Origin of the sequence: Streptomyces sp. NPDC097619 (assembly GCF_040302735.1) — a bacterium.
Taxonomy (GTDB): Bacteria; Actinomycetota; Actinomycetes; order Streptomycetales; family Streptomycetaceae; genus Streptomyces.
Window position 1 is genome coordinate 1 of the sequence record NZ_JBEOSD010000171.1, and the last position, 16,649, is coordinate 16,649.

Annotated in this window: 15 protein-coding genes and 1 pseudogene; 14 read left to right on the top strand and 2 right to left on the bottom strand. The window is 74.5% G+C overall.

Features of this window, described 5'->3' with window-relative positions; genetic code table 11:
• The 14 genes from ABTZ17_RS31380 to ABTZ17_RS31445 all read left to right on the top strand — a co-directional run.
• Window positions 1-848, top strand: an 848-nt coding sequence (locus tag ABTZ17_RS31380) for a heparinase II/III family protein (RefSeq protein WP_352199173.1), incomplete at its 5' end; no start/stop codon positions are given.
• A 17-nt stretch (window positions 849-865) separates the two neighbouring features.
• Window positions 866-2,419 (top strand): right-handed parallel beta-helix repeat-containing protein, encoded by a 1,554-nt coding sequence (locus ABTZ17_RS31385; protein ID WP_502994927.1) that lies wholly within the window; start codon window positions 866-868, stop codon window positions 2,417-2,419.
• A gap of 73 nt (window positions 2,420-2,492) precedes the next feature.
• The gene (locus tag ABTZ17_RS31390) at window positions 2,493-3,695 is read left to right on the top strand and encodes an O-antigen ligase domain-containing protein (RefSeq protein ID WP_352199184.1); all 1,203 of its coding nucleotides are present in this window, start codon (window positions 2,493-2,495) and stop codon (window positions 3,693-3,695) included.
• Between the two features lie 3 nt (window positions 3,696-3,698).
• Complete coding sequence (locus ABTZ17_RS31395) at window positions 3,699-4,973, top strand: glycosyltransferase (RefSeq protein WP_352199175.1); 1,275 nt, start codon at window positions 3,699-3,701, stop codon at window positions 4,971-4,973.
• Window positions 4,970-6,205, top strand: a complete 1,236-nt coding sequence (locus ABTZ17_RS31400) for a class I SAM-dependent methyltransferase (RefSeq protein ID WP_352199176.1) — start codon at window positions 4,970-4,972, stop codon at window positions 6,203-6,205. The genes ABTZ17_RS31395 and ABTZ17_RS31400 overlap by 4 nt, the downstream gene beginning before the upstream one ends.
• On the top strand, window positions 6,202-7,008 hold the full coding sequence (locus ABTZ17_RS31405; protein WP_352199177.1) for a glycosyltransferase family protein: 807 nt from the start codon (window positions 6,202-6,204) through the stop codon (window positions 7,006-7,008). The genes ABTZ17_RS31400 and ABTZ17_RS31405 overlap by 4 nt, the downstream gene beginning before the upstream one ends.
• A complete protein-coding gene (locus ABTZ17_RS31410; RefSeq protein WP_352199178.1) occupies window positions 7,005-7,652 on the top strand; it encodes a PIG-L deacetylase family protein in 648 nt (215 codons plus the stop codon). Before ABTZ17_RS31405 ends, ABTZ17_RS31410 begins: the two co-directional genes overlap by 4 nt.
• Before the next feature lie 3 nt (window positions 7,653-7,655).
• On the top strand, window positions 7,656-8,681 hold the full coding sequence (locus tag ABTZ17_RS31415; protein WP_352199179.1) for an NAD-dependent epimerase/dehydratase family protein: 1,026 nt from the start codon (window positions 7,656-7,658) through the stop codon (window positions 8,679-8,681).
• On the top strand, window positions 8,669-9,949 hold the full coding sequence (locus tag ABTZ17_RS31420) for a DUF4910 domain-containing protein (protein ID WP_352199180.1): 1,281 nt from the start codon (window positions 8,669-8,671) through the stop codon (window positions 9,947-9,949). Before ABTZ17_RS31415 ends, ABTZ17_RS31420 begins: the two co-directional genes overlap by 13 nt.
• Window positions 9,950-9,951: 2 nt before the next feature.
• Window positions 9,952-11,325 carry a hypothetical protein gene (locus tag ABTZ17_RS31425; RefSeq protein WP_502994928.1) on the top strand — a complete coding sequence of 458 codons (1,374 nt, stop codon included), beginning with the start codon at window positions 9,952-9,954 and terminating at the stop codon, window positions 11,323-11,325.
• Between the two features lie 61 nt (window positions 11,326-11,386).
• Window positions 11,387-12,334, top strand: a complete 948-nt coding sequence (locus ABTZ17_RS31430) for a glycosyltransferase family 2 protein (protein WP_352199181.1) — start codon at window positions 11,387-11,389, stop codon at window positions 12,332-12,334.
• Window positions 12,331-13,587, top strand: coding sequence for a polysaccharide pyruvyl transferase family protein (locus ABTZ17_RS31435; RefSeq protein ID WP_352199182.1), 1,257 nt, complete (start codon window positions 12,331-12,333; stop codon window positions 13,585-13,587). The genes ABTZ17_RS31430 and ABTZ17_RS31435 overlap by 4 nt, the downstream gene beginning before the upstream one ends.
• 11 nt (window positions 13,588-13,598) lie before the next feature.
• Entirely contained in the window at window positions 13,599-14,150 is a 552-nt protein-coding gene (locus ABTZ17_RS31440; protein WP_352199186.1) for a dTDP-4-dehydrorhamnose 3,5-epimerase family protein, read from the top strand.
• Between the two features lie 38 nt (window positions 14,151-14,188).
• On the top strand, window positions 14,189-15,532 hold the full coding sequence (locus ABTZ17_RS31445; protein ID WP_502994929.1) for a glutamate-1-semialdehyde 2,1-aminomutase: 1,344 nt from the start codon (window positions 14,189-14,191) through the stop codon (window positions 15,530-15,532).
• A gap of 55 nt (window positions 15,533-15,587) precedes the next feature.
• Here ABTZ17_RS31445 and ABTZ17_RS31450 read toward each other — a convergent pair whose 3' ends face one another.
• Both ABTZ17_RS31450 and ABTZ17_RS31455 read right to left on the bottom strand, forming a co-directional pair.
• Window positions 15,588-16,262 carry a phosphatase PAP2 family protein gene (locus ABTZ17_RS31450; protein WP_352199183.1) on the bottom strand — a complete coding sequence of 225 codons (675 nt, stop codon included), beginning with the start codon at window positions 16,260-16,262 and terminating at the stop codon, window positions 15,588-15,590.
• Between the two features lie 126 nt (window positions 16,263-16,388).
• Window positions 16,389-16,649: pseudogene (locus ABTZ17_RS31455) on the bottom strand (hypothetical protein); the annotation flags it as partial.

Below are 16,649 nucleotides of genomic sequence, written 5' to 3' on the forward strand. Positions count from 1 at the left end.
GGCGGTTGGAGGGGTGGCCGGCGGGGCCGGGCGACCCCGTGCGCACCCGGCGGCGGGCGGCGCTGGTCCGCCGGATGTCCCGGGCGGTGCCCCGGCCCCGGAAGCGGCCGGGGCACTTCCCGGACGCGGGGCTGACGGTGCTGCGCGGGCCGGACGGCATCTGGGCACGGTGCGACGGGGGCCCGCACGGGTTCCTGAGGATCGCCGCCCACGCCCACGCGGACGCCCTCTCCGTGGAGGTCCGGCAGGACGGGGTGGACGTGCTCGCGGATCCGGGGACGTACTGCTACCACGGTCAGCCGGAGTGGCGGAGCTACTTCCGGTCCACGCTGGGCCACAACACGCTGGAGCTGGACGGCACCGACCAGTCCGTGTCGGGCGGCCCGTTCCTGTGGACCCGGCACGCCCGCAGCCGGGTGCTGGACGTGGACACCTCCGGGGCCGCGCGCGCCACCTCCACCTGGTGGGCGGAGCACCGGGGCTACCGGGGCGCGGTGCACCGGCGCCGGGTGGAGCTCGTCGCCGGTCGGCGCGAGCTGCGCCTGACGGACGAGGTGCGGACTCCGGGCCGGGCCGTGCGGCTGGCCTTCCACCTGGGTCCGGAGGTCACCGCCGAGCTGGTGGCGGACCGGGCGTTGTTGTCCTGGACCGTGGACGGCGCGGAGCGCAGCGCGGTCCTGGAGCTGCCGGAGGGGCTGTCATGGCGGGCCCACCGGGGGGAGACCGCTCCCCCGCTGGGCTGGTACTCGGCCGGGTTCGGGCGGAAGGAGCCCGCGACCACGCTGGTCGGCACCGGTTCCACCGACGGGGCCGGGGCGTTCACGACCGTCCTCAGGTTCCGCGGCTAGAGGGGGAAGGAGGAGTGGTGGTCGACAGGCGGCTCTGGGCGCTGCCGGCGGTGCTGCTGGCGCTGTTGCTGCCGGCGGCGGGCTGCTCCGGCGCACCCGAGGCCGGGTCCGGGTCCTCCGGGGCACCGGCGGCCGGGGAATCCGCGGCCGGGGGCACCGCCCCGGTGCGGGCCCGGGTGTGCGCGGCTCCGGTGCCCGGTCCGGCGACGGCCCCGGCCGGGGCGGTCACGGTGGACCCGGCGGTGGTGGGCGATCTCGCGGCGAAGACGACGAGGAGCCCCGCGGGCACCGTCTTCTGGCTCCGTCCCGGGGTCCACCGGCTGCTCCCCGACCGGTACGCCCAGGTGGTCCCGAAGGAGGGGAACCGCTACCTGGGCGCGCCGGGGGCGGTCCTGGACGGCCGCCGGACCAATCAGTACGCCTTCGGGGGCGACGCCCGGGACGTGACGCTGCGGCACCTGACGGTGCGCGGGTTCGTGGCCCCGCACAACGAGGGCGTGGTCAACCACGACTCGGCGGATGGCTGGGTGGTCGAGCACAACGTGATCGAGGACAACTCCGGGGCCGGTCTGATGGCCGGGGCCCGGCAGCGGGTCCGCGCGAACTGCCTGCGGGGCAACGGCCAGTACGGGCTGAACGCCTACAAGGACGGCAGGGGCGGGGCCGCCGTCACCGGGCTGCTGCTGGAGGGCAACGAGATCACCGCCAACAACCGGGACGACTGGGAGCGGCGGCGGCCCGGCTGCGGGTGCAGCGGGGGTGTGAAGTTCTGGGCGGTGGACGGGGCGGACGTGCGGGGGAACTGGGTGCACGACAACCGCGGGGCCGGCCTGTGGGCGGACACCAACAACAACGACTTCCGCATCGAGGACAACGTGCTGGAGTCCAACGACGGGGCCGCGCTGATCTACGAGACCAGCTACAACGCGGTGATCCGGCACAACACGGTGCGGCGGAACAACTGGGTGGAGGGGCACCGGCACGCGGACCGGGGGGACACCTTCCCGTTCGCGACGGTGTACCTGTCGGAGTCGGGCGGCGAGCCGCGGATCCCGGCGAGGACGGACCGGATCGAGGTGTACCGGAACGTGCTGGAGGACAACTGGTCCGGGATCACCCTGTGGGAGAACGCCGACCGGTTCTGCAACAGCCCCGCCAACACCTCCTCGGGCGCGTGCACCCTGCTGGTGGCGGACGTGGCGCGGTGCGCCGCGCCCGCGATCGAGCGCGCGCCGCTGTTCTCGGACTGCCGGTGGAAGACCCAGCGGGTGGAGGTGCACGACAACCGTTTCCTGCTGGACAAGTCGGTGGTGGAGTGCACGGTGAAGTGCGATCGGATGGCGGTGCTGGCGAACTACGGCACCTATCCGGACTGGTCGCCGTACCACGGGGAGGGCGTGGCCGAGGCCATCACCCGGACGCAGGGGAACCGGTGGTACGACAACGCCTACGAGGGGCCGTGGAAGTTCGTGGTCCACGACCCGAGCCAGGTGCTGGAGTTCGGGCAGTGGCAGGGCCTGCCGTACCGGCAGGACGCGGGGAGCACCTTCGTGGCCCGGGCCGGTGGTTGAGGTGACCGGAACGGGAGCGGTGCCGGGGGCGCCGCCGGAGGAGGCGGCGGCCGCCGGGGCGGCCGGGGAGCGGATGCCGAGGGCCGTGGGCGTGGCCTGGGGGCTGCTGGTCCTCAACACCCTGGGGTCCGCCGGGGCGGAGACGATCATTCCGCTGCCGCGTTCGCTGATCCAGATGGTGACGATGGGCTCGCTGGTGGCCGCGTTCGCGCTGGCCCTGGTGGTGAACCCGCGGGTGCGGGTGCGGCCGGCCGCGTACGTGTTCCTGCTGACCCTGCTGCTGGTGCCGAGCGTGATCTCCAGCGCCGACCCGGAGTCGGGGTTCGGGGCCCTGTTCCGGTGCACCCGGTTGGCGCTGTTCGTCAGCACGCTGTGGCTGCTGACCCGCTGGTGGGACGGGGGCCACGGGTTCGTCCGGCACCACATCCGGGCCTACTCGGTGGTGTTGGCCTCGGTGGCGGTGGGCGCGGTGGCCTCCCCGGGGGCGGCGACCCCGGAGGTGTACGGGGGGCGGCTGGTGGGCGTGCTGTGGCCGCTGACCCCGCCGCAGATCGGCCAGTACGCGGCCGTGATCACCGGGCTGAGCGCGCTGCTGCTGCTGGGGCGCCGGACCGACGGGCGGAGCGCCGCCCTGGTGATGGTGCCCTCGTTGGTGCTGCTGGCGCTGACGCACACCCGGACGGCCACCCTCGGGCTGATCGCCGGACTGACCCTGGCCATCGGCTCGTTGATGCTGACCAGTGCCGCCGCTCGCCGGTTCTTCGCCTGGGCGGTCGTGACGGTGGTGGTGGCGGCGGTGGGGTTCAGCTCGGCCCTGCAGGCGTGGTTCCTGCGCGGGCAGAGCAAGGAGAACTTCTCCAACCTGACCGGCCGGGCCAAGGTGTGGGACGCGTTGTTGGCGGAGCCCCGGACCCTGGCGGAGCGGCTGTTCGGGACGGGGCTGGGCGACAAGTCCTTCGGCGGGTTGCCCATCGACAACAGCTGGTTGTCGGTCTACCACGAGCAGGGCCTGACCGGCATCGTCCTGGTCTCGGGGGTCATGGCGGTGCTCGGTGGCCTGGCCCTGTTGCGGCCGCCCTCCCTGAACCGTGCCTGCGCGCTGTTCCTGGTGTCGTACGTCGCGATCGCCTCCTACACCGAGGCCGGTCTGGGCGACGCCTCCCCGTACCTGCTGCACCTGGCCGTGGCGGCCTCGCTGCTGGTGGCCCCGGCCGCTCCCGCCGTCCCGGCGCCCGAGCCCGCATTCCGATCGGTCCGCGGACCGGAGGTGACCTGAAGCATGCACGTGATGGTGGTGCACAACCGCTATGCCTCGGCCCAGCCGAGCGGTGAGAACAAGGTGGTCGACCAGGAGGTGGAGCTGCTGCGCGCGGCGGGCCACCGGGTGGACCGGTTCGAGCGGCGCAGTGACGACATCGGCGCCCTGTCCCTGCCGCGCAAGGCGGCCCTGCCGCTGCTGGTGCCGTGGAACCCGGCGGTCCGTACGGAGCTGGCGGCTCGGCTGCGGGCCGAGCGGCCCGACGTGGTGCACGTGCACAACGTCTTTCCGCTGCTCTCCCCCGCGGTGTTGGCCGGGTGCGCCGACGCGGGGGTGCCCGTGGTGGCCACCCTGCACAACTACGGGCAGGTGTGCCCGCCGGGCACCCTCCAGCGGGACGGCCGGCCCTGCTCCGCGTGCGTGGGGGGCAGTGCGCTGCCCGCCGTGCGGCACGGCTGCTACCGGGGCTCCCGCCTGGCGACGGTCCCGCTGGCGTTGAGCCTGAGCGTCAACCGGCGGCGGTGGTGGACCGGGGTGGAGCGGTTCCTGTGCATCTCGGCCGCGCAGCGCGAGGTGCTGGTGCGCTCCGGGATGCCGGCGGAGCGGCTGGCGGTGAAGCACAACTTCGTGCCGGAGCCGGGGGTGCGCCGGGAGGGCCCCGGGGAGCACGTGCTGTACCTGGGGCGGCTCGCGGAGGCCAAGGGGGTCCGGCTGCTGATGACGGCCTGGGACGCGCTGACCGCCGCGGGCGGGGTGGGCGTGCCGCTGGTGATCGCGGGGTCGGGACCGCTGGAGCCGGAGGTGACCGCCTGGGCGGCGGGCCGCCCGGACGTGCGCGTGGTCGGCCTGTACGACACGGCGCGGAGCCGGGAGGCGGTGGCCCGGTCGGTGGCCGTGGTGGCGCCGTCGACCTGGATGGAGGCGTTCGGGCTGGTGGTCGTGGAGGCGATGGCGGCCGGGGTGCCGGCCGTTGCCGCCGGACACGGGGCCTTCACCGAGCTGGTCGAGGACGGGGTGACGGGGCTGCTGCACCGGCCGGGCGACGCGGAGTCGCTGGCGGACCGGCTGCGCCTGGTCGCTTCCGATCCGGACCGGAACGACGAGCTCGGCCGGGCCGCCAGGCTCCGGTACGAGCGGGGGTTCAGCCCGGCCGTCGGGCTGGAGCGCCTGTTGGAGGCGTACCGCTCCGCGAGCGCGGGGCGGACCGGTGGCGGGCGGGTCCCGCCGGCGGTGACGGACGGAAGGGCCGGCCGCGGCGGAGCGTCCGCCGCGGGCAGGGATGGGGGCAGTAGATGACACGATGCCGACTGTGCGGCTCGGCGGCGCTGGCGAGCGTGGCCGACCTGGGGGCGACCCCGCCGTGCGAGAGCTTCCTCGCCGAGGAGCAGTTGGACCGGCCGGAGCCGGCGTACCCGCTGCACCTGCGGGTGTGCACCGAGTGCTGGCTGGCGCAGATCCCGCCGCTGATCGACCCGGAGGAGACCTTCACGGAGTACGCGTACTTCTCCTCCTACTCCACCTCCTGGGTGGAGCACGCGCGGGCCTTCACGGCCGGTGCCGTGGAGCGGTTGGGGCTGGGCGCGGACTCCTTCGTGGCCGAGGTGGCCAGCAACGACGGCTATCTGCTGCGGCACCTGGTGGAGCGGGGGGTCCGTTGCCTGGGCATCGAGCCCTCGGTGAACGTGGGCGCCGCGGCCCGGGAGGCGGGGGTGCCCACCCTGACGGCCTTCCTGGACCCCGACACCGGGGCGGCGGTCCGCGCCGAGCACGGGCCGGCCGACCTGGTGGTCGCCAACAACGTGTACGCGCACATCCCCGACGTGGTCGGCTTCACCAAGGGGCTGCGGGCCCTGGTGGCCGACGACGGCTGGGTCTCGATCGAGGTGCAGCACCTGCTGACCCTGATCGAGGAGAACCAGTACGACACGATCTACCACGAGCACTTCCAGTACTACACGGTGGCTTCCGCGGTGCGCGCCCTGGCCAGTGGCGGGCTCGCGCTGGTGGACGTGGAGCTGCTGCCCACCCACGGCGGTTCGATCCGGCTGTGGGCGCGTCCCGAGGCGGTGGCCGGCGAGCCCTCGGCGCGGGTGGCGGAGGTGCTGGACCGGGAGAAGGCCGCCGGGCTCCAGGACCTGTCCGGGTACACCGAGTTCTCCGCGCGGATCGCGAAGGTGCGCAGGGACCTGCTGCGGTTCCTGATCGACGCCGCCGACCGCGGGGAGACGGTGGTCGGCTACGGCGCCCCGGGCAAGGGGAACACCCTGCTCAACCACTGCGGGATCCGCCCCGACCTGCTGGCGTACACCGTGGACCGCAACCCGTACAAGCACGGCCGCTACACCCCCGGCACCCGCATCCCGATCCTGCCGCCCGAGCGGATCGCCGCGGACCGGCCCGACTACGTGCTGGTGCTGCCCTGGAACCTGCGGGACGAGCTGGTGGAGCAGCTGTCCTTCGTGCACGAGTGGGGCGGCCGCCTGGTCTTCCCCATCCCGGAACTCAGCATTGTCGAGGTGAAGTCGTGAAGGTCGTCCTGTTCTGCGGCGGTTACGGAATGCGCATGCGCAACGGCACCGCCGACGACGTGCCCAAGCCCATGGCGATGGTCGGTCCCCGGCCGCTGATCTGGCACGTCATGCGCTATTACGCCCACTTCGGGCACAAGGAGTTCATCCTGTGCCTGGGCTACGGGGCCCACCACATCAAGGACTTCTTCCTCAACTACGAGGAGACCACCTCCAACGACTTCGTGCTGCGCGGCGGGCGCACCGAGTTACTGTCCACCGACATAGCCGACTGGACGATCACCTTCGTGCAGACCGGCATCGAGTCCCCCATCGGGGAGCGGCTGCGCCGGATCCGCCCGCACCTGGACGGGGACGAGATGTTCCTCGCCAACTACGCCGACGTGCTCACCGACGCCCCGCTCCCGGAGATGATCGAGAAGTTCCGCGGGCGCGACGCGGGCGCCTCGATGATGGTGGTGCCCCCGCAGCAGTCCTTCCACTGCGTGGACCTCGGCGAGGACGGCCTGGTCGGCGGCATCACCGCGGTCAGCGACATGCCCCTGTGGGAGAACGGCGGCTACTTCGTGCTCCGCCAGGAGGTCTTCGACCACATCCCCGAGGGCGGGGACCTGGTCGCCGACGGCTGCGCCGGACTGGCCAAGCAGGGCCGGCTGGTGGCCCACCGGCACCGCGGCTTCTGGAAGCCCACCGACACCGTCAAGGAGCGGGCCGCCCTCGACTCCTCCTACGCCGTGGGCGACCGCCCGTGGGCGGTGTGGGAGCACAACGGCCGCGACGGTGCCGGAACGGAGCGCGCGTGATACGCCTGACGGCCGGGGGGCCGTCCCGGGTGGTCGCGGTCGGCGCGCACTGCGACGACATCGCCATCGGTGCCGGGGGCACCCTGCTCACCCTGTGTCGGGCGCGGCCCGGCCTCCGGGTGGACGCCCTGGTGCTGTCCGGCGGCGGCACCGACCGGGAGCAGGAGGAGCAGGCCGCCCTGGCCGCCTTCTGCCCCGGCGCGGACCTGCGGCTGACCGTGCTTAAGCTGCCCGACGGTCTGCTCCCCGCGCACTGGGAGGAGGCCAAGCGGGCCGTGGAGGAGCTGCGCGCCCGCACCGAGCCCGACCTGCTGCTGGCGCCCCGCACCGACGACGCCCACCAGGACCACCGGGGGTTGGCCCGGCTGCTGCCGACGGCCTTCCGCGACCACCTGGTGCTGGGCTACGAGATCGTCAAGTGGGACGGCGACCTGGGTCGGCCCAACACCTACCAGCCGCTGGCGCCGAAGACCGCCGAACGGAAGGTGGAGCTCCTCCAGGAGCACTACCCCTCCCAGCGGCACCGGCCCTGGTACGACCGGGAGGCCTTCCTCGGGCTGGCCCGGATCCGCGGCATCGAATGCCACGCGCGCTACGCCGAGGCGTTCACCGTCACCAAACTCACTCTCGACCTGGGGGAATGAACCTTGCGCGTACTGCTGACCGGACACCAGGGCTACCTGGGCACCGTGATGGCCCCGGTCCTGGCGGCCGCCGGGCACGAGGTCACCGGACTCGACTCCGGCCTCTTCGCCGACTGCGTCCTCGGCCCGCCGCCCGCGGACCCGACCGGACACCGGGTGGACCTGCGCGACGTCACCGCCGAGCACCTGGCCGGGGTGGACGCCGTGGTCCACCTGGCCGCGCTCTCCAACGACCCCCTGGGCTCCCTGGCCCCGGAACTCACCTACGACATCAACCACCACGCCTCGGTGCGGCTGGCCCGGCTCGCCCGCGAGGCCGGGGTCCGGCGCTTCCTGTACGCCTCGACCTGCTCGGTGTACGGCGCGGCCGGCGGCGAGGGCCTGGTCGGCGAGGACGCCCCGCTGCGCCCGGTCACCCCGTACGCCGAGTCCAAGGTCCGGGTCGAGGACGACCTGCGGGCCCTGGCCGACGCGGACTTCACCCCGGTGTACATGCGCAACGCCACCGCCTTCGGCTTCTCGCCCCGGCTGCGCGCCGACATCGTGCTGAACAACCTGGTCGGGCACGCCCTGCTGACCGGGGAGGTGCTGGTGCTGTCCGACGGCACCCCGTGGCGGCCGCTGGTGCACGCGGGCGACATCGCGCGGGCCTTCTCCGCCGCGCTGACCGCGCCCCGGGAGGCCGTGCACGACCGGGCCTTCAACATCGGCAGCGAGGCCAACAACGTCACCGTCGCGGAGATCGCCGAGCAGGTGGCGGCGGCGGTGGACGGGGCCAAGGTGGTGATCACCGGGGAGAACGGCGCGGACCCGCGCTCCTACCGGGTGGACTTCTCCCGGTTCCGGGAGGCGGTGCCCGGCTTCGACTGCGAGTGGTCCGTGGAGCGGGGCGCCCGTGAACTCGTCGACGCCTACCGCGCCCACGGGCTGACCGCCGAGGACTTCGAGCGCCGCTTCACCCGGCTGGCCGTGCTGCGGGCCGCCGCCGACGGCGGCGCCCTCGACGACACCCTGCGGTGGCGCCCGTGACCCCCGGGGAGGAGATGCACGCCCTGGTGGAGCGGCTGTACCCGCTCTGCCGCAGCATCACGGGCGACGGGCTCCGCGCCACCCTGGAGATCATCGGGGAGCACCTGCCGCTGGAGGTCCACGAGGTGCCCACCGGCACCCCGGTGCTGGACTGGACGATCCCGCAGGAGTGGAACATCCGGGACGCCTACGTGGCCGACGCCTCCGGGCGGCGGGTCGTGGACTTCGCCGCGTCCAGCCTTCACGTGCTCGGGTACAGCGTCCCGGTGGCGGCGACCATGCCGCTGTCCGAGCTGCGCCCACACCTGCACACCCTGCCGGAGCACCCGTCCTGGGTGCCGTACCGGACCAGTTACTACACCCCGACCTGGGGGTTCTGCCTGGCCCAGGAGACCTTGGACGCCCTCCCGGAGGGGGAGTACGAGGTCCGCGTGGACTCCACCCTGGAGGACGGCCACCTCACCTACGCCGAGCACGTGGTGCCGGGGCGGGTCGAGGAGGAGGTCATCGTCTCCTGCCACGTCTGCCACCCCTCGCTCGCCAACGACAACCTGGCGGGCGTGGCGGTGGCCGTGCAGCTGGCCCGGGCCCTGGCGGCGGAACGCCCCTACTACACCTACCGGTTCGTCTTCGCTCCCGGCACCATCGGGGCGATCACCTGGCTGGCCCGCAACGCGGAGCGGATCGACCGGGTCCGGCACGGGCTGGTCCTGGCCTGCGCCGGGGATCCGGGACAGTTGACGTACAAGCGGAGCCGGCGCGGCGACGCCGGGATCGACCGGGCGCTGCGGCACGTGCTGCTCGCCTCCGGCCGGCCCCACCGGATCACGGAGTTCACCCCGTACGGGTACGACGAACGGCAGTACTGCTCGCCGGGGTTCGACCTCGGGGTCGGTTCCCTGAGCCGGACCCCGTACGCCGGGTACCCGGAGTACCACACCTCGGCCGACAACCCCGGTTTCGTCTCCCCCGAGGCGATGGAGGACACCCTCGCGGTGTGCCGGGAGGCCTTCGCCGTCCTCGACCGCGACCGCATCTACCTCAACCTCAGCCCCTACGGGGAACCGCAGCTGGGGCGGCGCGGGCTGTACGACTCGCTGGGCGGGCGCAGTGACGCCAAGGAGGCCCAGATGGCGATGTTGTGGGTGCTGAGCCTGTCCGACGGGGAGCACTCCCTGCTCGACGTCGCGGAACGCGCCGGACTGCCCTTCGGCACGGTGGCCGACGCCGCGGAGGCGCTGTGCGACGCCGGACTGCTCAAGGCGTGACGGTGACCACGGGGAGCGGGCGGGAGCGGGGGGCGGCCGGTCCCGCCGGGGGGCGGGGCGCCGGCCGGGCGGTGCTGGGCCGGTTGTCCTGGGGGTTGGCCGACCAGGCGGCCTGCAGCCTGACCAATTTCGCGGTGGGCGTGTACGTGGCCCGTTCGCTGGGGGCGGCCGCGTTCGGCGTGTTCAGCCTGGCCTGGCTGACCTACGGCGTGGTCCTCAACGTGGCGCGCGGGCTGGCCACCGACCCGCTGGTGGTCCGCTTCAGCGGGGCGCCGGCGGAGTCCTGGCGGCCCGCGGCGGCCCGCGCCTCGGGCACCGCCCTCGGGGTCGGCGCCGCCCTGGGCACGGTCTGCCTGCTCACGGGCCTGGCCCTGGGCGGGCGGGTGGGGGCCGCCTTCGCCTGCCTGGGGGTGGTCCTGCCGGGTCTGCTGCTCCAGGACGCGTGGAGGTTCGTCTTCTTCGCGGCCGGCGAGGGCAAGCGGGCCTTCCTCAACGACCTGGTGTGGGGGCTGGCGCTCGTCCCCGCCCTGCTCCTGGCGGCCCGGGCCGGGACGGTGGCCGCCTTCGTACTGGCGTGGGGGGCCGCCGCGGCGGTCGCCGCGCTGTACGGCTGCCTCCGCTCCGGGCCGCGGCCGCGGCCGACCGGGGCCCGGGGTTGGCTCGCCGACCACCGGGACCTCGGGTACCGGTACCTGGTCGAGAACGTCAGCCTGAGCGGCGCGAGCCAGGTGCGGGCCTACGGGCTCGGGGCGATCGTCGGGGTCGGCGCGGTGGGCGCGGTGCGGGGCGCGGAGCTGCTCCTCGGACCGTTCCTGGCCCTGCTCATGGGGCTGTCCCTGGTGACCGTCGCGGAGGCGGCGCGGGTGCTGCGCACGGCCCCGCACCGGCTGGGTCGGTTCTGCCTGATGCTCGGCGGCGGGCAGGCGGTGGCGGCCCTGCTGTGGGGCGGCGCGCTGCTGTTGGTCCCGGACCGGGCCGGGGAGCTGGTGCTCGGCGGGGTGTGGCCGGCCGCCTCCGAGCTGATCGTGCCCGCCACGCTGGGCGTGGCGGGGGCCGGTCTGGGCACCGGCGCGGCGGCCGGGCTGCGGGCGTTGGGCGCGGCCCGGCGGAGTCTGCGCTGCCAGCTGTTCGCCTCGACGCTTTACGTGGGCGGGGGGTTGGGCGGGGCGGTCGCGACGGGCACCACCGGTTCGGCCTGGGGGGTCGCGGCGGCGACGCTCGTCTCCTCGACCGTGTGGTGGCTCCAGTTGCGGGCCGCGCTGCGCGGGCCGCTGCCCGTCCCCGGGGGCGCCGCCGTACCGGCCCCCTCCTCCGCCGGGCCGGGGGAACGGGCGGCCGGGACACCGTCCGCCCCGGAAGCGACACAACCGAAATGACCGTAGCGGCACGCAGGGGATCGCAGTGGGTCCCCGTGGATCGAACCGAAGTGAGGACGTCATGACCGCCCTTCCCAGGCTGAGCGTCGGCCTGCCCGTGTACAACGGCGAGGAGTACCTCGCCGAGTCCCTCGACGCCCTGCTCGGCCAGACCTACGAGGACTTCGAGCTGGTCATCTCGGACAACGCCTCGACCGACGGGACCGAGGAGATCTGCCGCGCGTACGCGGCGAAGGACGCCCGGATCCGCTACATCCGGCTGCCCCGCAACATCGGTGCCGCCCCGAACCACAACTACGTGTTCACGCAGTGCCGGGGCGAACTGTTCAAGTGGGCCTCGCACGACGACCTGTACGCCCGGGACCTGCTGCGGCGCTGCGTGGAGGCCCTGGACGAGCGGCCGGAGGTGATCCTCGCGCACACCGGGCAGGCCGTCATCGACGGCGAGGGCCGGGTGAAGGTGCCGTACGCCTACACCCTGCGGACGGACTCCCCGCGGGCCCCGGAGCGGTTCCGCAGCCTCCTGTTCGAGCCGGGCGGGGACGACTTCTACGGGGTGATGCGGGCGGAGGTGCTGCGCCGGGTGAAGCCGCACGACAGCTACCACCACGCCGACCGCACCTTCGTCGCCGAGATCACCCTGCACGGGGCCTTCCACCAGGTGCCGGAGCTGTTGTACTTCCGCCGGGACCACCCGACCCGCGCCGAGCGGGCCAACCCGTCGAAGAAGTCCCGTTGTGTGAACCTGGACCCGCGACGGGCCGGCCCGCTGCACCCGACCCCGCGGCTGTTGGCCGAGTACGTGGCGGGTTTCGTCTCGGCGGTCCGGCGGGCCCCGCTCTCGGCGGCGGACCGGCGGGCCTGCTACGGGCACCTCGCGGCCTGGGCGACCAGCCGGATCCGGCCGGGCGCCGGCGAGCGGGTGGAGGACCGGGCCCCGGTGGACCCGGCGCGGCTCGCCGTGTCCGTGGACTCGCTGGTCGCGGGCCGGGAAGGCGGCCGGCGGTGACCCGCGCGCACCGGGGACCGGTGCGGGTCGGGGTGTTCGGGCTGCTGGGCTCCGGGAACCTCGGCAACGACGGTTCCCTCGAAGCGCTGTTGGGCTACCTGCGGGCCGACCACCCGCAGGCCGCCGTGGACGCGCTGTGCGGGGGCCCGGAGGCGGTCACGGCCCGGTTCGGGATCCCGGCGACCCGACTGCACTGGTACCGCGGCGAGTACAGCACCGCCTCGCGGGTGGGTTCGGTGGCGGCCAAGGGCGCCGGGAAGCTCGTGGACGTCTTCCGGACCGCCGCGTGGGTGCGCCGGCACGAGGTGGTGATCGTGCCCGGCATGGGGGTGCTGGAGGCCACGCTGCCGCTGCGGCCCTGGGGGTTCCCGTACGCGCTGTTCCTGCTGTGCGCCTCCGGTCGGCTGTTCGGCACCCGGGTGGCGCTGGTCAGCGTCGGCGCGGGGCCCATCGGCAGCCGGCCGACCCGGGCGCTGGTGCGCTGGTCGGCCCGGCTGGCCGCCTACCGCTCGTACCGGGACGCCCCCTCGCGGGGCGCGATGCGGGCGATGGGCGTGGACACCTCCCGCGACTCCGTCTACCCGGACCTGGCCTTCGCCCTGCCGGCGCCCCGCGCGGAGGTGCCGTCCGGGGAGGAGCCGGGGTCGGTGTGCGTGGGCGTGATGGACTTCCACGGCGGGGACGACGACCGGGACCGGGCGGAGGAGATCCACCGGCGGTACCTGGACGGCACCACGCGCTTCGTGCGGGCGCTCGTCGCGGACGGCCGGCGGGTCCGGCTGCTCACCGGGGACGACTGCGACGCGCCGGTGGCCGACGCGATCGTGCGCGCCGCCGACTCGCCGCTGGTGACGGTCGCCCGCGCGGAGTCCCTGGACGACCTGATGGCGGAGACGGCGGCGGCCGGGACCGTCGTCGCCACCCGCTACCACAATCTCGTCTGCGCCCTGAAGACGGGCACGCCCACCCTGGCCCTCAGCTACGCGACGAAGAGCGACGCGCTGATGGAGCGGATGGGGCTCGCCGCGTACCGCCATCCGGCCCGGGAGGTCGACGCCGACCGGCTGCTGGAGCAGTTCCGGGTCCTGGAGAAGGAGGCGGCGGAGCTGCGCCGCGTCCTCGCCGAGCGGAACGCCGCCGCCGCCCGCGAGATCGGGCGGCAGTTCACGGACCTGACCGCGGCCCTGTTCCCGGCGGCCCGTCCGGCCGCCACCGACCGACACGCCCCCACCACCCTGCGGGAGACCTCGTGAACGCCCCCGGCATGACCGTGAAGGAGGTCCCGGAGATCGCCGGGGCCCTCCTCTTCGTACCGACCCCGTACGCCGACGAACGCGGCTTCTTCTGCCGCACCTTCGACGCCGAGGCGGTGCGGGCGGCGGGCCTGGACCCGGACGCCTTCGTCCAGGACAGCGTGTCCCGATCGGTGGGGGGCGTGCTGCGCGGGCTGCACCTGCGGTCGGGGCGCGGCGAGGCGAAGTTGGTGCGCTGCTCGTACGGGGAGGTGTTCGACGTGGTGGTGGACCTGCGGCCGGACTCGCCGACCCATCGGAACGTGGCCACCTTCGAGTTGTCGGGCGAGACGCAGGTGACCCTGTACGTCCCGGCGGGCTGCGCGCACGGCTTCCAGGCCCTGACGCCGACGGCCGACGTGTCGTACCGGATCGACCGGCCGCACGATCCGACGGAGGACGTCACCATCGCCTTCGACGATCCGGAGCTGGCGGTCCCGTGGCCGTTGCCGCCGACCGGGGTGTCGCGGCGTGACCGGGAGGCGCCGAGCCTCGCCGAGGTCCTGAAGCAGAGGGAGGTCTGAGGCCGGTGGAGCACGGGACGAACGGACGGGACGCGGGCGTGCCCGGCGGGGCGGAGCGGGCGGCGGGCGGGTTCGCGCTGCCCCGGTCGCGCGCGGCGAACGAGCGGCTGCACGCCCTGGTCCCCGGTGGCGCGCACACCTACGCCAAGGGCGAGGACCAGTACCCGGAGGACCTGGCGCCGGTCATCAGCCACGGCCGGGGCGCGCACGTGTGGGACCTGGACGGCAACCGGTACGTGGAGTACGGCTCGGGGCTGCGGTCGGTGAGCCTGGGGCACGCCCATCCGCGGGTGGTGGAGGCGGCCCGGCGGGAGCTGGAGCGCGGCAGCAACTTCGTGCGGCCCTCGGTGCTGGAGGCGGAGGCGGCGGAGCGGTTCCTCGCCACGGTGCCCACCGCCGACATGGTGAAGTTCGGGAAGAACGGGTCGGACGTCACCACGGCGGCGGTGCGGCTGGCGCGGGCGGTGACCGGTCGGCCGCGGGTGGCGATCTGCGGGGACCAGCCCTTCTTCTCGGTGGACGACTGGTTCATCGGCACCACCCCGATGTCCGCGGGGATCCCGGCCGCGACGACCGAGCTGACCGTGTCCTTCCCGTACGGGGACCTGGGCGCGGTGGCGGAGCTGCTCGACCGGTACGAGGGGGAGGTGGCCTGTCTGGTCCTGGAGCCGGCCGGGCACGTGGAGCCGCCGACCGGGTACCTGGAGGGGCTGCGGGTGCTGGCCGACCGGCACGGCTGCCTGCTGGTCTTCGACGAGATGATCACCGGTTTCCGCTGGTCCGAGGCGGGCGCGCAGGGTCTGTACGGGGTCACCCCGGACCTCTCCACCTTCGGCAAGGCGCTGGGGAACGGCTTCGCGGTGTCGGCCCTCGCCGGTCGCCGGGAACTGATGGAGTACGGCGGTCTGCGCCACGACGGGGACCGGGTGTTCCTGCTGTCCACGACGCACGGGGCCGAGACCCACTCGCTGGCCGCCGCGATGGCCGTGCAGACCGTGTACACGCAGGAGGGCACCACCGCCCGTCTGCACGCGTCGGGCGAGCGGTTGGCGGCGGGGGTGCGCGACGCGGCGGAGTCGGCGGGGGTCGCGGATCGGGTGCTGGTCCGGGGCCGGGCGAGCAATCTGGTCTTCGCCACCCTGGACGGGGAGGGCCGGCCCTCGCAGGAGTACCGGACCCTGTTCCTGCGGCGGCTCCTCGAAGGCGGGGTGCTGGCCCCGTCGTTCGTGGTGAGCGCGGCCCTGGACGAGGCGGATCTCGCGCACACGGTGGACGTGGTGGCCGAGGCCTGCGCGGTGTACCGGAAGGCGTTGGAGGCGGGGGATCCCGGGCCGTGGCTCGGGGGTCGTCCGGTGAAGCCGGTGTTCCGCAGCCGGGTCTGAGCCCGACCGCCCGGCCCTCGGACGCGTACGCCCCCGGACGCGTCCCCGGCCCGTCTCAGCTCCGGCCCCGCCGCACGGTGCCGGACAGCCGGTCCACCGTCCAGGCGGTGGCCGGGGTGACGGCGAGGGCGGTGCACCAGCCGCCGAGCACGTCCGTCGGGTAGTGGGCGCCCAGGGCGACCTGGGCCCAGCCCATGGCGAGGGCGGCGGCCAGGGCCGCCGCGAAGACCAGCAGGGTGCCCGTGGTCCGGCCGAGGGCGAGGCGGCCGGCGGCGAGCAGGGCCAGCAGCAGGGCGACCGAGGCGAGGAACGCGGTGTGCCCGCTGGGGTAGGACAGGTAGCCGCCGTTGATGGTCCGTCCGACCACGTGCTTGAGCAGGGTGGTGGCGGTGACGGTCAGTCCGGCGGCGGTGACGACGAGCACGGCGGCGCGGGGGCGGCGCAGCAGCAGACAGCCGGCGACGACGGTCGCGATCAGGGCGGCCGCGCCGAGCGGTTCGCCGAGGAAGTCCGTGGCCAGGGCGAGCTGCCGCCACCAGGTGGGGCGCCGGCCGTCGACCGCCTCCCCGACCCGCTCGTCGACTCCGCCGGGCCCGCCGTGGCCGGCGTAGAGGATGCCGAGGCCGGCGACCACGAGGGCCGCGAGCGCGGCGATCAGTCCGAGCCAGGGGTGCAACGGGCTTGGTAACAGGGGAGGTTCGGTGCGTCCTTGCCGTTCCAGTGCACTCATCCGTTCAGCCGTTCCGGGGGCCGGGCAGCCCGGCCGCGGCCAGTCTGGCACACCCCGACCGCGCCGTTGCCGGAACGCCGGAGGGGCCGGCACCCGTGCGGATGCCGGCCCCTCGGCGCCCGGGCCTCAGCCCCGGGTGCGCTGCTCCCCGTCCTGGGCGCGTTCGAGCATCTGCTTCCAGAAGGCGGCCGCGCCCTCGGCTCCGGCCAGCTCGCCGGCCCAGGCGTCCTGGTTGGCGTCGGCGCTGCCCCCGATGACCTTCCACAGCTCCTCGGCGGACTCGCGGGAGAGCCGTCCGACGGTGCGCCAGTTCTCGGCCTGGGCGTTCGCGGCGGCCTGCTCGGCCAGCCAGGCCCGCCGCGCGGCCTCCGCGTGCGCGGACACGGC

What these genes read in the sequence shown, in the direction of transcription:
- ABTZ17_RS31400 (WP_352199176.1), top strand. Translation starts at nt 4,970, where the DNA reads ATGACACGATGCCGACTGTGCGGCTCGGCGGCGCTGGCGAGCGTGGCC.
- ABTZ17_RS31430 (WP_352199181.1), top strand. Translation starts at nt 11,387, where the DNA reads ATGACCGCCCTTCCCAGGCTGAGCGTCGGCCTGCCCGTGTACAACGGC.
- ABTZ17_RS31390 (WP_352199184.1), top strand. Translation starts at nt 2,493, where the DNA reads ATGCCGAGGGCCGTGGGCGTGGCCTGGGGGCTGCTGGTCCTCAACACC.
- ABTZ17_RS31450 (WP_352199183.1), bottom strand. Translation starts at nt 16,262, where the DNA reads ATGAGTGCACTGGAACGGCAAGGACGCACCGAACCTCCCCTGTTACCA.
- ABTZ17_RS31440 (WP_352199186.1), top strand. Translation starts at nt 13,599, where the DNA reads ATGACCGTGAAGGAGGTCCCGGAGATCGCCGGGGCCCTCCTCTTCGTA.
- ABTZ17_RS31395 (WP_352199175.1), top strand. Translation starts at nt 3,699, where the DNA reads ATGCACGTGATGGTGGTGCACAACCGCTATGCCTCGGCCCAGCCGAGC.